Here is a 13,395-nt window from a genome sequence, read left to right as displayed (position 1 = left end):
CATGTACGAAGGCATCGTCCAGGAGCTGATCGACGAGCTCGGCCGGCTCCCCGGCATCGGCCCGAAGTCCGCCCAGCGCATCGCGTTCCACATCCTGCAGACCGAGACCTTCGACGTCACCAGGCTCGCCGAGATCCTGCTCGAGCTGCGCGGCCGCGTGCACTTCTGCGACATCTGCGGGAACGTGGCGGAGGAGGCGACCTGCGGGATCTGCCGCGATCCGCGCCGCAGCCGCGCCGTCATCTGCGTCGTGGAGGAGGCGAAGGACGTCCCGGCGATCGAGCGCACCCGCGAGTTCCGCGGGCTCTACCACGTGCTCGGCGGCGCGATCAGTCCGATCGACGGCATCGGCCCGGATCAGCTCCGCATCCGCCAGCTGCTGCAGCGGCTCGCGGACGGCGAGGTGCAGGAGGTCATCATCGCGACCGACCCGAACCTCGAGGGCGAGGCGACGGCGACCTACCTCTCGCGCATGCTCAGCACCCTCGGCATCCGCATCACCCGCCTGGCCTCCGGGCTGCCCGTCGGCGGAGACCTCGAGTACGCCGACGAGATCACCCTCGGCCGCGCCTTCGAGGGCCGCCGGCTCGTCGAGAACTGACGCGGCCGCCGGAGTCGCATGACCGCTCCGGCATGCGGTCGACCGGTAGACTCGCCCGTCGGGTCGCGACGGCGGTCCAGCCACCGACACGGGAGCAGCACGTGAGCCTGATCGTCCAGAAGTTCGGCGGGTCCTCCGTCGCCGACGCGGAGAGCATCAAGCGGGTCGCGAAGCGGATCGTCGCCACCAAGCAGGCGGGCAACGACGTGGTCGTCGCCGTCTCGGCCATGGGCGACACCACCGACGACCTGCTCGAGCTCGCCCACCAGGTCACGCCCATCCCCGCCCCCCGCGAGCTCGACATGCTGCTCTCCTCGGGCGAGCGCATCTCGATGGCGCTGCTGGCGATGGCGATCAAGAGCATGGGCTTCGAGGCCCGCTCCTTCACCGGCAGCCAGGCCGGCATGATCACGGACGCACAGCACGGCGCCGCCCGCATCGTCGACATCACCCCGGTCCGCCTCCGCGAGGCGCTCGACGAGAACGCCGTCGTCATCGTCGCGGGCTTCCAGGGCTTCAACCGCGACACGAAGGACATCACCACCCTCGGCCGCGGCGGCTCGGACACCACCGCCGTCGCGCTCGCCGCAGGACTCGGCGCCGACACCTGCGAGATCTACACCGACGTCGACGGCGTCTTCACCGCCGACCCGCGGGTCGTCAAGAAGGCCCGCAAGCTCGACCGCATCACCAGCGAGGAGATGCTCGAGCTGGCCGCCGCGGGAGCGAAGGTGCTGCACATCCGCGCCGTCGAGTTCGCCCGCCGCCACGGAGTCACGCTCCACGTGCGCTCCTCCTTCAGCCCCAACGAGGGCACCATCGTCTACAACGCCGAGACCTCCGGCGTCGAGCAGAACGGACAAGCCGTGGAAGAGCCCATCATCGCCGGAGTCGCCGCCGACCTGAACGAGGCGAAGATCACCGTCGTCGGAGTCCCCGACATCCCGGGCAAGGCCGCGCAGATCTTCACGATCGTGGCCAAGACCGGCTCCAACATCGACATGATCGTGCAGAACGTGTCGGCTGCGGCCACCGCCCGCACCGACATCTCGTTCACCCTGCCCAAGGCCGACGGCCAGACGGTCCTCATGGCTCTCAACGCCGAGAAGGACGAGGTCGGCTTCGAGTCCCTGCAGTACGACGACCAGATCGCCAAGCTCGCGCTCGTGGGCGCCGGGATGCGCACCAACGCCGGCGTCTCCGCGAAGCTGTTCCGCTCCCTCTACGAGGCCGGGATCAACATCGAGATGATCTCCACGAGCGAGATCCGCATCTCGGTCGTCACCCGCGCCGACACCGTGAACGAGGCCCTGCGCGTCGTGCACACGGCCTTCGGGCTCGACGCCGAGGACGAGGCCGTCGTCTACGCCGGCACCGGCCGCTGACGGCCGGACACCCTCGCGATCCGGCCGTTCCTCCCGAGCGGCCGGACCGACCGGTACCCTCTCCCTCGATCCCCCCGCCACGAGCGGCCCGCGCGCCGCACGGACGAAAGAGCACAGCATGAGCAGCACCCCCCTCCACGTGGGCGTCGTCGGCGCGACCGGCCAGGTCGGGAAGGTGATGCGCCGCCTCCTCGAGGAGCGCGACTTCCCGATCGCGTCCATCCGCTTCTTCGCCACCGCCCGCTCGGCGGGCACGACGCTGCCGTTCCGCGGCGAGGACGTCGTGGTCGAGGACGTGGAGACCGCCGATCCGTCGGGGCTCGACATCGCCCTGTTCTCGGCCGGAGCCACGGGCTCGCGCGCGCAGGCGCCCCGCTTCGCCGCGGCCGGCGTCACCGTGATCGACAACTCCAGCGCGTGGCGGATGGACCCCGAGGTCCCGCTGGTCGTCAGCGAGGTGAACCCCCACGCCATCGACCAGGCGGTCAAGGGCATCATCGCCAACCCCAACTGCACCACGATGGCCGCGATGCCGATCCTCAAGGTCCTCGACCGCGAGGCGGGGCTCACGCGCCTGATCGTCAGCACCTACCAGGCCGTGTCCGGCAGCGGACTGGCCGGAGCGAACGAGCTGGCCGGCCAGGTCCGCGCCGCCGTCGCCGACGAGCACCTGCTCGACCTGGTGCACGACGGCTCGGCGGTCGACTTCCCCGCGCCGGACAAGTACGTCGCCCCGATCGCCTTCGACGTCATCCCCTTCGCGGGGAGCCTGGTCGAGGACGGCTCGAACGAGACCGACGAGGAGAAGAAGCTCCGCAACGAGAGCCGCCGCATCCTCGAGCTCCCGGAGCTGCTGGTCTCGGGCACCTGCGTGCGCGTCCCCGTGTTCACCGGCCACTCGCTCTCCGTCAACGCGGAGTTCGCCTCCGCCCTCAGCCCCGAGCGTGCTCGCGAGCTGCTGGCCGACGCGCCCGGCGTCGTGCTGCGCGAGGTGCCGACTCCGCTGGAGGCCGCGGGCAAGGACCCGAGCTTCGTCGGCCGCATCCGCGCCGACGAGGGTGCTCCGGAGGGACGCGGCCTCGCGCTCTTCATCAGCAACGACAACCTCCGCAAGGGCGCGGCCCTGAACGCCGTGCAGATCGCCGAGCTCATCGCGGCGAAGCAGCCCGTCTCCTGACCTCCGTGGACGGGGCCGGCGCCGAGCGCTCCGGCCCCTTCCGGGTGGAAAAGCCGCGAATTTGATGGGGGAGCGGGGCCCCTCCCCGCCGCGGCGTGCTCGGGCGAGCGTAAACTCGACTCTCGTGAACTCCTCGGAACCGGTCGACGTCGCCCTCATCGGTGGGGGCATCATGAGCGCCACGCTCGGCGCCCTCATCACCCAGCTGCAGCCCGACTGGACGATCGCCGCCTACGAGCGCCTCGGCGACGTGGCGCAGGAGTCGTCGAACCCGTGGAACAACGCGGGCACCGGTCACGCGGCCCTTTGCGAGCTGAACTACATGCCCGAGGCGGCCGACGGCTCCGTCGACCCGGCCAAGGCGATCCAGATCAACGAGCAGTTCCAGATCTCGCGCCAGTTCTGGTCGAGCCTGGTAAAGTCCGGCGACATCCGCGAGCCCTCCAGCTTCATCAACCCGGCGCCGCACATGACCTTCGTGCACGGCGAGGCCAACGTCGAGTACCTCCGCAAGCGCTACGAGGCGCTCAAGGACCAGCCGCTGTTCGCCGGCATCGAGTTCACCGAGAGCGTCAAGACCATCCACGAGTGGGCGCCGCTGCTGATGGAGCAGCGTCCCGCCGGCGGCGGCCCCTATGCGGCGACGCGCGTGCCGGCCGGCACCGACGTCGACTTCGGCTCGCTGACCCACCAGCTGTTCGACCACGTCGTCGCCCACGGCGGCACGCTCGACACCGGCCGCGAGGTCACCGACATCACCCGGCAGAAGGACGGCACCTGGCGCCTCGACCTCAAGCAGGTCGTCGGAGGCACGCCCCAGTCGGTGACCGCCCGCTTCGTCTTCGTCGGCGCCGGCGGCGGTGCGCTGCACCTCCTGCAGAAGTCGGGCATCCCCGAGATCAAGGGCTTCGGAGGCTTCCCGATCTCGGGGCAGTTCCTCCGCACCGACAACCCCGAGCTGGTCGCCCGGCACAAGGCGAAGGTCTACGGCAAGGCCGCGGTCGGTGCGCCCCCGATGTCGGTGCCGCACCTCGATGCGCGCGTCGTCGACGGCGAGTCGTCCCTCCTCTTCGGCCCCTACGCGGGCTTCACGCCCAAGTTCCTGAAGCGGGGCTCGTGGCTCGACCTGCCCCTGTCGATCCGGCCGCACAACATCGGCCCGATGCTCGCGGTCGCCCGCGACAACCTCGACCTGATGAAGTACCTGATCGGCGAGGTGCTCGCGGGCCGCGGCAAGAAGATGAAGGCCCTGCGCGAGTTCCTGCCCACCGCCCGCGACGAGGACTGGTACCTGATCACCGCCGGCCAGCGCGTCCAGGTGATGAAGAAGGACGAGAAGAAGGGCGGCGTGCTGCAGTTCGGCACCGAGGTCATCACCGGAGGGGACGGCACGATCGCCGGCCTGCTCGGCGCCTCGCCCGGAGCCTCGACCGCCGTGCCGATCATGCTCGACATCGTGCAGAAGTGCTTCCCCGACCGGATGAAGGCCTGGGAGCCGCGGATCCGCGCGCTGGTGCCGAGCTACGGCTCGACGCTCAACGACGCGCCCGAGAAGGCCGAGCAGACGGTCACCGCGACCGCCGAGACGCTGGAGCTGTCCGCCTCGGTCTGATCGGGTGCGACCCGTTCGAACATATGTTCTAATGGCTCCATGAGGTGGAGCGGGCAGTCGATCGGCACGGCCGACGAGGCCGCGCTGCCCGGGCTCGTCAAGCTCACCGACCTGGTGCGGACGGTGCGCACGCCGGAGTTCGAGGGCATCACCTTCTACGAGGTGCTCGCGAAGTCGGCGCTCAACCGCGTGCACACCTCCTCGAAGATGCCGTTCGGCTGGAGCATCAACCCGATGCGCGGCTGCACCCACGCCTGCACCTACTGCTTCGCCCGGCCCACGCACGAGTACCTCGAGTTCGACGGCGGCCGCGACTTCGACTCGCAGATCGTCGTGAAGGTGAACGTCGCCGAGGTCCTCACCCGGGAGCTCGCCAAGCCGAGCTGGGAGCGGCACCCCGTGGCACTCGGCACCAACACCGATCCCTACCAGCGCGCCGAGGGCCGCTACCGGTTGATGCCGGGCATCATCGCCGCGCTCGCCGCCTCGGGCACCCCGATCTCGATCCTCACGAAGGGCTCGCTGCTGCGGCGAGACCTGCCGCTGCTCCGCGAGGCCGCAGAGCACGTCCCGGTCGACCTCGGAGTCTCGATCGCCGTCTACGACGAGGGCCTCCAGCGCTCCGTCGAGCCGGGTGCGCCGACTGCGGCGGCCAGGCTGGCGACGGTCACCGCGGCACGGGAGGCCGGCTTCGACTGCTCGGTGTTCCTGATGCCGATCCTGCCGTTCCTCACCGACACCCGGGCGCACCTCGACGAGTCGCTCCGGGCCTGCCGCGAGGCGGGCGCCAGCACGATCATGTACTCGACCCTCTACCTCAAGCCCGGGGTGAAGGAGTGGTTCCTGCAGTGGCTCGGGCAGAAGCACCCCGAGCTGGTCGACAAGTACCGAGCGCTCTACCCGGGGCGCGACGCCTACGCGCCTCTCGAGTACCGGCGCTGGCTCTCGGCGCGCATCCGCCCGCTGATGCGCGCCCACGGGCTCGAGCGCGGCGAGGAGGACCCGGCCACCGGCTCCGTCAAGTCCTCCGCCCTCGGTTCGCTCGGGACGCTGCGGACCCTCGGCGGCGAGCGGCGCTCCCTCCAGCACGACGGGCTGCTGGTCGGGGAGCTCGGGCCGGAGCGCGCTGCGATCCTGCCGGGCGTCGGACAGCCGACGCTGTTCTGAGCCGGGGGCGGGCCCGGCCGCGGCTAGGATCGTCCGCATGGTCACCCGCTCCGGTGAGCCCTCGGGCTCCTCCGCCCGGAGCGCCCGCGACGCGCCACCCCGTGCGGTCCGGCTCGGCCTGCTCGACCCGCGCGAGGACCTGCTCGCGGCGACGAGCGCGTGGATCCGCACCCACGCCCCGGACTTCGAGGTCGTCGTGGCCGCCTCCACCTGGCACGACCTGGTGACGAGCGATGTCTTCCCCACCCAGGTGGTCGTGATGGACGTCGAGCTGCGCGAGCCGATCTCGATCGAGGCGCGGATCCGGACCTGCCGGGCGGCCGGAGCCGCGGTCGTGGCGCTCTCCGCGAGCGAGGACGACGAGGTCCGCGAGCGCGCCCTGAAGGCCGGAGCGGTGCGGCACCTGGCGAAGTCGCGCCCGCTCGCCGAGGTGATGGAGCAGACCCGCGCCGCTCTCGAGATGCGCTCTGCCGACGTCTCGTCCGCGCAGTGGCGGCCCCTGCCGTCCGGAGTCGCGGCGCAGCAGCGCCCACGGCTCAGCGCCGGCGAGCTGGAGGCGCTGCGCCTCTACGCGTCCGGATCGAGCACCCCCGAGGTCGCCGCCAAGATGAACGTGCAGTTCGAGACCGCGAAGACCTACCTGCAGCGCGTGCGCCGCAAGTACGTCGCCGTCGGCAGGCCAGCGAGCCGCCGGGCCGATCTGATCCGCCGCGCCGGCGAGGACGGGTTCCTCCCGTGACCGGCCCCTGCTCACCCCGGGGGCCCCGCCTCCGGACCCGCCCCGAGGAGACCTGATGGCCAAGCTGTACTTCCGCTACGGAGCGATGAACAGCGGGAAGAGCACGTCGCTCCTGCAGGCCGCGCACAACTACGAGGAGCGCGGGCACCGGGTGCTGCTGGCCAAGCCGGCCGTTGACACGAAGGGCGAGGAGCTGATCGTGTCGCGGCTCGGCGTGACCCGTCCGGTGGACATCCTGTTCGAGCCCGACGGGGACCCGGTGGCCGTCTTCACCGCCGCCCGGGCCCGCGTGCTGGCCGAGTCGAAGCGCGACGTGAGTGCTCTGCTCGTCGACGAGGCGCAGTTCCTGCCGGAGTCGCACGTCGACGATCTGCTCCGGATCGCCATCCTCGAGAACGTGCCCGTCCTGGCGTACGGCATCCGCACGGACTTCCGCACCGCCGCGTTCCCGGGCAGCAGGCGGCTCCTGGAGATCGCCCACAGCCTCGAGGAGCTGAAGACGATCTGCCGGTGCGGGCGCAAAGCGATCTTCAACGGGCGCGTCGTGGACGGCCGCTTCGTCTTCGACGGCGATCAGGTCGCGATCGACGGAACGGCGGTCACCTACGAGTCGCTGTGCGGCGCGTGCTACCTCCAGGAGAGTCGCGGCCGGCTCCGCGGCTGACCGGTCGAGCGTTCCTCACCGGTGCGACACCCCTCCGAAACGAGGAAGTGGGTAGCCTGACGACGTGACAACACCGGAAACGGAATTACGCCTTTCGAAGCAGCAGGAAAGGTCGGGGGAAACGATGACGGCGCAAGGGGCACCGCTGAGGCGTCGGCCGTCGTGGGAGCAGGACTACCGGCGACGGCTGCTCATCACGGACGTCGTCGCGATCGTCCTCTCCGTCTTCGGCACGCAGCTCTTCTGGTTCGACCTGAACCTGAACTCGGATCTGGGGTTCAAGAACCCCGCCGACATCGCGGTCAGCTACACCTGGGTGTCCGTCGCCCTGTCGGTCGGCTGGCTCCTCGCCCTCCAGGTCTTCGACACGCGCGACCGCCGGATCGTCGGCACCGGCTACGTCGAGTACCGCCGCGTCGTCGACGCCTCCATCTGGCTCTTCGGCATCGTCGCGATCATCGCCTACCTGCTCCAGATCCTGCTCGCGCGCGGCTACATCATCACGGCGTTCCCCGCCGGGATCGTGCTGATCTGCGTCGGCCGCCTGGTCTGGCGCTCCTGGCTCACCCGGCAGCGTCGGGCGGGCCGCTTCTCGAGCCAGGTCGTGCTCCTCGGCTCCCGCGCGAGCGTCCTGCACACCGCGCGCGAGCTGCGTCGCGGCACCGAGGCCGGCTACAAGCTCGTCGGCGCCGTCTCGACCTCGGTCGGCGGTGCGGACGCGCTGCGGAGCGAGCAGGAGCTCTCGGGCCTCGCGGTCCACGGGTTCACCGGGATCGACGGCGTCCGCGCCGTGATGGACGCCACCGGTGCCGACACGGTGGTCGTCACGAGCTCCGACGAGCTGGCGCCGCAGCGGATCCGCGAGCTGAGCTGGACGCTCGAGCCCGGGCGCGAGCACCTCGTCGTGGCGCCGAGCCTCACCGACATCGGCGGTCCGCGCATCCACACCCGCCCCGTCGCGGGCCTTCCGCTGATCCACGTCGAGACCCCGCGCTTCGACGGCCGCCAGCGGTTCGCCAAGCGCCTCTTCGACATCCTGGCGTCGACCATGCTGATCATCCTCAGCGCGCCGGTGCTCGTCGTCGTCGCCGTGCTGGTCAAGGTCACCAGCCCCGGGCCCGTGCTCTTCCGGCAGGAGCGCATCGGCCTGAACGGCGCGACCTTCGAGATGCTGAAGTTCCGCTCGATGGTCGTCGACGCGGAGGCGCGACTGGCGGCTCTCGCGTCGCAGCAGCGTGCGGAGGGGAACTCGATCCTCTTCAAGATGGCGAAGGACCCGCGCGTCACCCGGGTGGGCGCGATCCTCCGGCGCTTCAGCCTCGACGAGCTGCCCCAGTTCCTGAACGTCTTCCGCGGCGACATGTCCCTGATCGGCCCCCGCCCGCCGCTGGCCCGCGAGGTCGAGCAGTACGAGGAGCACGTGCACCGCCGCTTCCTGATGAAGCCGGGCATCACCGGGCTCTGGCAGGTCAGCGGACGCTCGAACCTCTCGTGGGAGGACACCGTCCGCCTCGACCTGTACTACGTCGAGAACTGGTCGATGACCGGCGACATCGTCATCCTCTTCAAGACCGCGCGCGCCGTCCTCGCCCGCGACGGGGCGTACTGATCGCCGGGTGGAGGGGCGCCGAGCCCCGCACCCTGTCCGTCTCGGTCCTCGAGACCCCGTTCCGCGTGGTCTTCGGACGCGGCGTCGGCGACGAGGACGCGGCGCGGATCGCCGACAGCTGGGCGGCCTGCGCGTCCGAGCCCGACGCGGGAGCACGCGACGTCCTCGCCGAGGTGGGGCACGACCCCTCCGTCCCGGTCGACGGCTCGCCCCGGGTCTCGAGCGCCACGCTCGCGCAGCTCGAGGAGTCCCTGACCTCGACCCTGACCCTCGAGGCGATCGGCGCCAGGCGCGCCGACCTGCTGATGCTCCACGCCTGCGGGATCTCCGACGAGTCCGGCCGCGTGCTGGCCTTCGTCGCCGCCTCCGGGACCGGCAAGACCACCATCGCCCGGACGCTCGGGTCCCGCTTCGGCTACGTCACCGACGAGACGGTCGGCGTGACCCCGGAGGGGCGCGTCCTGCCCTATCCCAAGCCGCTGTCGGTGAAGCCGCTGACCGGATCGGCGCCGAAGGCGCAGCTGGCCCCCGGGTCGCTCGCCCTCCGACCGGTCCCGGAGGCGCCCCTGCGGCTGGCGGGCGTCCTCCTGCTCGAGCGCCGCGACGGCGTCGGGACGCCCTTCCTCGAACACGTCGACCCGGTCGACGCGATCGAGGACCTGCTGCCGCAGACCTCCTACCTCTCGGCCCGCCCGCGGCCGATCGCCGATCTCGTCCGCACCCTCTCGGCGCTGGGCGGCGTCCGGCGACTGGTCTACTCCGAGGCCGCGAGCGTGGTGCACCTGGTCGAGGAGGTCTTCGCGTCCCTCGGCGCCGAGGCCCCGTCCGCCTGGTCCGAGGTGGTCTCCGTGCCGCTCTACGCCGTGGGCGAGGCCCTGCCCGGCACCGTCCTGCGCACCCCTGCGGACGACGCGGTGGAGCTCGCCGACGGCCAGCTGCTCGTGTTCTGCGGCGGCACCCTCGTGCGCCTGTCCGGCATCGGCCCGACGATCTGGCGCCACGCCGGCCGGGGCTCCGATCTGCCCGGTCTCGTCGCCGCGGTGCTCGAGGAGGCGGGCCCGCCGCCCGCCGGCGTCGATGCGGAGGCGGTCGTCGAGTCGGCGGTCGTCGAGCTCGAGGGCCTCGGAGTGATCACGAGAGGGACTCCGCCGGAGCCCACCCCCGACGGGTGGCACGGTTGACGCGCCTGGCGCCGAGGGCGCGGAAGCGCTGTGTCAGAATTCGGAAGAACCCGTCTCCGGCGCCCGCCGCGTGATCCGTACCAGCGAAGGAAATCTGACTCTGTGGAACTTCGAGACGTCCTCCGGCTCCTGCGCGACCACTGGATCCCGATCGTCGCGGCGATCCTCCTCGGCACTCTCGTCGCCTTCGGCTGGTCGCTGACGCAGAAGCCGCGGTACGTCGCCGACTCGCAGGGCCTCGTCTCCGTCGCCACCACCGGTGCCGACGACAGCCAGGCGATCTACACGCAGCAGATCGCGCAGTCCGTCGCCAAGTCGAGCCTCGCCACCTACGTCCCGATCGCCACCTCGCGCGACGTGGCGCAGATCGCGATCGACAGCCTCGGCCTCGATGTCTCGCCCGCCACGCTGATCTCGGCGATCGCGGTGCAGGCCGACACGGTCGCCCCGGTGATGAAGGTCAGCGCCACCGCCTCCACCCCCGAGGGCGCGCAGAAGCTCGCCGACGCCTGGGTCGCGGCCATCGCCACCAAGGTGCAGCAGGTCAACCAGGAGACGGGCGTCGGCGACACGGTCTCCCTCACCGTCCTGCAGACCGCGGCGCTCCCGTCCTCGCCGGCGTTCCCGAACCTGCGCCTCGTCCTCGCGGTCGGCGCGCTCGCGGGCCTCGTCCTCGGCCTCGTCTACGCGTTCGTCCGCAACACGCTGGACCGGCGCATCCGCACCGCCGAGATGGTCGAGCGCCTGTTCGACCTCCCCGTGGTCGGCACCCTCCCCGTCGACAAGCGCCTCAGCGAGACCAACCGCATCGTCCCCGAGGCCGACACGACCGACTACATCAAGGCCGACGGCAAGCACGCACTCGCCGAGGCGCTGCGCGAGCTCCGCACGAACCTGCAGTTCATGAACATCGACAGCCCGCCGCGCATCATCGTCGTGACGAGCCCGCTGCCCTCGGACGGCAAGTCGACGGTGACCGCGAACCTCGCGGTGACGCTCGCCGCCTCCGGCCAGCGGACCGTCGTCGTCGATGGCGACCTCCGCAAGCCCACCGTCGCCAAGTCGTTCGGCCTTGTTCCCGGCGTCGGCCTGACCGACCTGCTGATCGGCAAGGCGGAGCTGCAGGACGTCCTGCAGCCGTGGGGCCCGTCCGGCAACCTCTGGGTGCTCGGAGCCGGGTCGATCCCGCCGAACCCGTCCGAGCTGCTCGGCTCCAACGGCATGGACATCCTCCTGCACGAGATCGCTCGCGAGGCCATCGTGATCGTCGATGCGCCGCCGCTCCTGCCCGTCACGGACGGCGCCATTCTCACCGCCCGCACCGACGGCGCGCTCGTGGTCATCTCCGCGGGCAGGACGACGACCGACGAGCTGGGCAAGGCGATCCAGAACCTCGAGCGGGTCAGCGGCCACACCCTCGGCGTGATCCTCAACCGCGTGCCCGCGCGCGGCCAGGTCGGCCGGGGCTACGGCTACTACTACACGAGCTACTACGGCTCCGAGCGATCGGGTGCCCGCCCGGACACGGCCGTCGAGCCCGAGCCCGCGTCGACCTCGGCCTGAGCGCCCCGCGATGATCTTCCCGGGAGACGACTCCGCCCGCCCCGCCCGCCGGAGCTGGCGACCGGACGAACCGGTCGCCGCCTCCGCCGCGCCCGTCTTCACCGTGCTCTCGGTCTGCACCGGCAATATCTGCCGGTCGCCGATGGCGGAGCAGCTGCTGCGCGCCGCACTCGCCGACGCGACCTCACCCGCGGGAGGTCCGCTCTTCGCGTTCACGAGCGCCGGAGTGAGGACGCGCGACGGACTGCCGATGGACCCGGTCTCGGCCCGCTTCTCGGCTCAGCACGGGGGAGACCCGGCCGCGCACACGAGCGCGGTGCTCGGCGACGCGATCGTCGGCGACGCCGACCTCCTGCTCACGATGACGCGCGACCACCTGGTCGACGCCTCCCGGCGCTTCCCGTCGCTCCTCCTCCGCGGCTTCACGCTGCTCGAGTTCGCCCGCGTGCTGCCGTTCGTGCTGCGGGAGGTGCCGCTGCCGACGGTCGAGGACCCCGCCGCGCGGCTCCGCGCCGTCGTGCGGCTCGCCGCCGCCCACCGCGGGCGCGCCCCGCGGGGCGAGGGCGGCGACGACATCGAGGACCCGATCGGCCGCAGCGAGGCCGTGCACGAGCGCGTGGCGGCGCAGATCGCGGCGGCTGTCGCCGACCTCTCCCGTGATCTGAGAGCATTGGCGCGGCGGTAGTCGCGCGTCCGCGGGCGCGCTGACGCCTCGCCGCATCGCATCGCTCCTCCTCACCGTCGCGACCGCGACACGAACCCGCCACGATTCGGAGAACCCCTGTGAAGCTTTCTGTCATCGGCTGCGGCTACCTCGGTGCCGTCCACGCTGCCGCCATGGCCGAGCTCGGCCACGACGTCATCGGCATCGACGTCGACCAGAAGAAGATCGACGCCCTGGCCGCCGGCACCGCGCCGTTCTTCGAGCCCGGCCTCCCGGAGCTGCTGTCCTCCGGCGTCGCCTCCGGGCGCCTGCGCTTCTCGACCGACATGGCCGACGCCGCCGGTGCCGCCGTGCACTTCGTCGCCGTCGGCACCCCGCAGAAGCCGGGCGAGAACGCCGCGGACATGACCTACGTCGACTCGGCGATCGACGGTCTCCTGCCCTACCTCGAGGCGGACTCCCTCGTCGTCGGCAAGTCGACCGTCCCCGTCGGCACCGCCGCCCGCCTGGCCGACCGCATCGCCTCCTCCGGTGCGACCCTCGCCTGGAACCCCGAGTTCCTACGCGAGGGCTTCGCCGTGAAGGACACGATCAGCCCCGACCGCCTCGTCTACGGCGTGCCCGCGGGCGAGGCCGGAGCAGCGGCGAAGGCGACCCTCGACGAGGTCTACGCGACGGCGCTCGCGGCCGAGACCCCGCTCGTGGTCACCGACTACGCCACCGCCGAGCTGGTGAAGGTCTCGGCCAACGCCTTCCTCGCGACCAAGATCTCGTTCATCAACGCGATCGCCGAGATCGCGGAGGTGACCGGCGCGGGCCGAGAAGGCGCGGATGTCCTTCGGGAGGCAGCCGCCTCCGAAGCCGATGCCCGCGTTCAGGAAGCGGCGGCCGATCCGCACGTCGTAGCCGATGGCGTCGGCGAGCTGTGTGACGTCCGCGCCGGTCACCTCCGCGATCTCGGCGATCGCGTTGATGAACGAGATCTTGGTCGCGAGGAAGGCGTTGGCCGAGACCTTCACCAGCTCGGCGGTGG

The 13,395-nt window shown here is 71.4% G+C and carries 11 protein-coding genes and 2 pseudogenes; 12 read left to right on the top strand and 1 reads right to left on the bottom strand.

From position 1 onward, the window contains the following. The first annotated feature begins 1 nt into the window (after nucleotide 1). From recR to C5C82_RS06050, 12 genes and pseudogenes are all read left to right on the top strand, one after another. The gene (gene recR, locus C5C82_RS17250) at nucleotides 2-601 is read left to right on the top strand and encodes a recombination mediator RecR (RefSeq protein ID WP_104222157.1); all 600 of its coding nucleotides are present in this window, start codon (nucleotides 2-4) and stop codon (nucleotides 599-601) included. 101 nt (nucleotides 602-702) lie between these two features. Further along, nucleotides 703-1,986, top strand: a complete 1,284-nt coding sequence (locus C5C82_RS06100; protein WP_104237730.1) for an aspartate kinase — start codon at nucleotides 703-705, stop codon at nucleotides 1,984-1,986. Nucleotides 1,987-2,104: 118 nt separating this feature from the next. Then, nucleotides 2,105-3,163, top strand: a complete 1,059-nt coding sequence (locus tag C5C82_RS06095) for an aspartate-semialdehyde dehydrogenase (RefSeq protein WP_104227259.1) — start codon at nucleotides 2,105-2,107, stop codon at nucleotides 3,161-3,163. A 64-nt stretch (nucleotides 3,164-3,227) separates the two neighbouring features. Then, nucleotides 3,228-4,775 carry a malate:quinone oxidoreductase gene (locus C5C82_RS06090; RefSeq protein WP_104354785.1) on the top strand — a complete coding sequence of 516 codons (1,548 nt, stop codon included), beginning with the start codon at nucleotides 3,228-3,230 and terminating at the stop codon, nucleotides 4,773-4,775. 39 nt (nucleotides 4,776-4,814) lie between these two features. Next, nucleotides 4,815-5,942 carry an Rv2578c family radical SAM protein gene (locus C5C82_RS06085; RefSeq protein ID WP_104354784.1) on the top strand — a complete coding sequence of 376 codons (1,128 nt, stop codon included), beginning with the start codon at nucleotides 4,815-4,817 and terminating at the stop codon, nucleotides 5,940-5,942. A gap of 37 nt (nucleotides 5,943-5,979) precedes the next feature. After that, the gene (locus C5C82_RS06080; RefSeq protein ID WP_146076549.1) at nucleotides 5,980-6,681 is read left to right on the top strand and encodes a LuxR C-terminal-related transcriptional regulator; all 702 of its coding nucleotides are present in this window, start codon (nucleotides 5,980-5,982) and stop codon (nucleotides 6,679-6,681) included. A 55-nt stretch (nucleotides 6,682-6,736) separates the two neighbouring features. Beyond that, complete coding sequence (locus C5C82_RS06075) at nucleotides 6,737-7,345, top strand: thymidine kinase (protein ID WP_104227256.1); 609 nt, start codon at nucleotides 6,737-6,739, stop codon at nucleotides 7,343-7,345. A 124-nt stretch (nucleotides 7,346-7,469) separates the two neighbouring features. After that, the gene (locus C5C82_RS06070; RefSeq protein ID WP_104222171.1) at nucleotides 7,470-8,954 is read left to right on the top strand and encodes a sugar transferase; all 1,485 of its coding nucleotides are present in this window, start codon (nucleotides 7,470-7,472) and stop codon (nucleotides 8,952-8,954) included. A 65-nt stretch (nucleotides 8,955-9,019) separates the two neighbouring features. After that, complete coding sequence (locus C5C82_RS06065) at nucleotides 9,020-10,135, top strand: hypothetical protein (protein ID WP_104354783.1); 1,116 nt, start codon at nucleotides 9,020-9,022, stop codon at nucleotides 10,133-10,135. Between the two features lie 102 nt (nucleotides 10,136-10,237). After that, nucleotides 10,238-11,698, top strand: a complete 1,461-nt coding sequence (locus C5C82_RS06060; protein WP_159939611.1) for a polysaccharide biosynthesis tyrosine autokinase — start codon at nucleotides 10,238-10,240, stop codon at nucleotides 11,696-11,698. 10 nt (nucleotides 11,699-11,708) lie between these two features. Then, the gene (locus C5C82_RS06055) at nucleotides 11,709-12,383 is read left to right on the top strand and encodes a low molecular weight phosphatase family protein (RefSeq protein ID WP_104256506.1); all 675 of its coding nucleotides are present in this window, start codon (nucleotides 11,709-11,711) and stop codon (nucleotides 12,381-12,383) included. 98 nt (nucleotides 12,384-12,481) lie between these two features. Continuing rightward, nucleotides 12,482-13,237 (top strand): annotated as a pseudogene (locus C5C82_RS06050) (nucleotide sugar dehydrogenase); the annotation flags it as partial. On the opposite strand, the pseudogene C5C82_RS17970 reads toward C5C82_RS06050, so the two are convergent. Further along, nucleotides 13,229-13,381 (bottom strand): annotated as a pseudogene (locus C5C82_RS17970) (UDP-glucose 6-dehydrogenase); the annotation flags it as partial. The pseudogenes C5C82_RS06050 and C5C82_RS17970 sit on opposite strands and share 9 nt — an antisense overlap. Between the last annotated feature and the right edge of the window lie 14 nt (nucleotides 13,382-13,395).

The sequence above is a fragment of the Rathayibacter sp. AY1D5 genome, from assembly GCF_002932515.1.
In the GTDB taxonomy this organism is placed as follows: domain Bacteria; phylum Actinomycetota; class Actinomycetes; order Actinomycetales; family Microbacteriaceae; genus Rathayibacter.
Note: the sequence above shows the minus strand (reverse complement) of the source record. Positions and strands in the feature narration are given on the sequence as shown.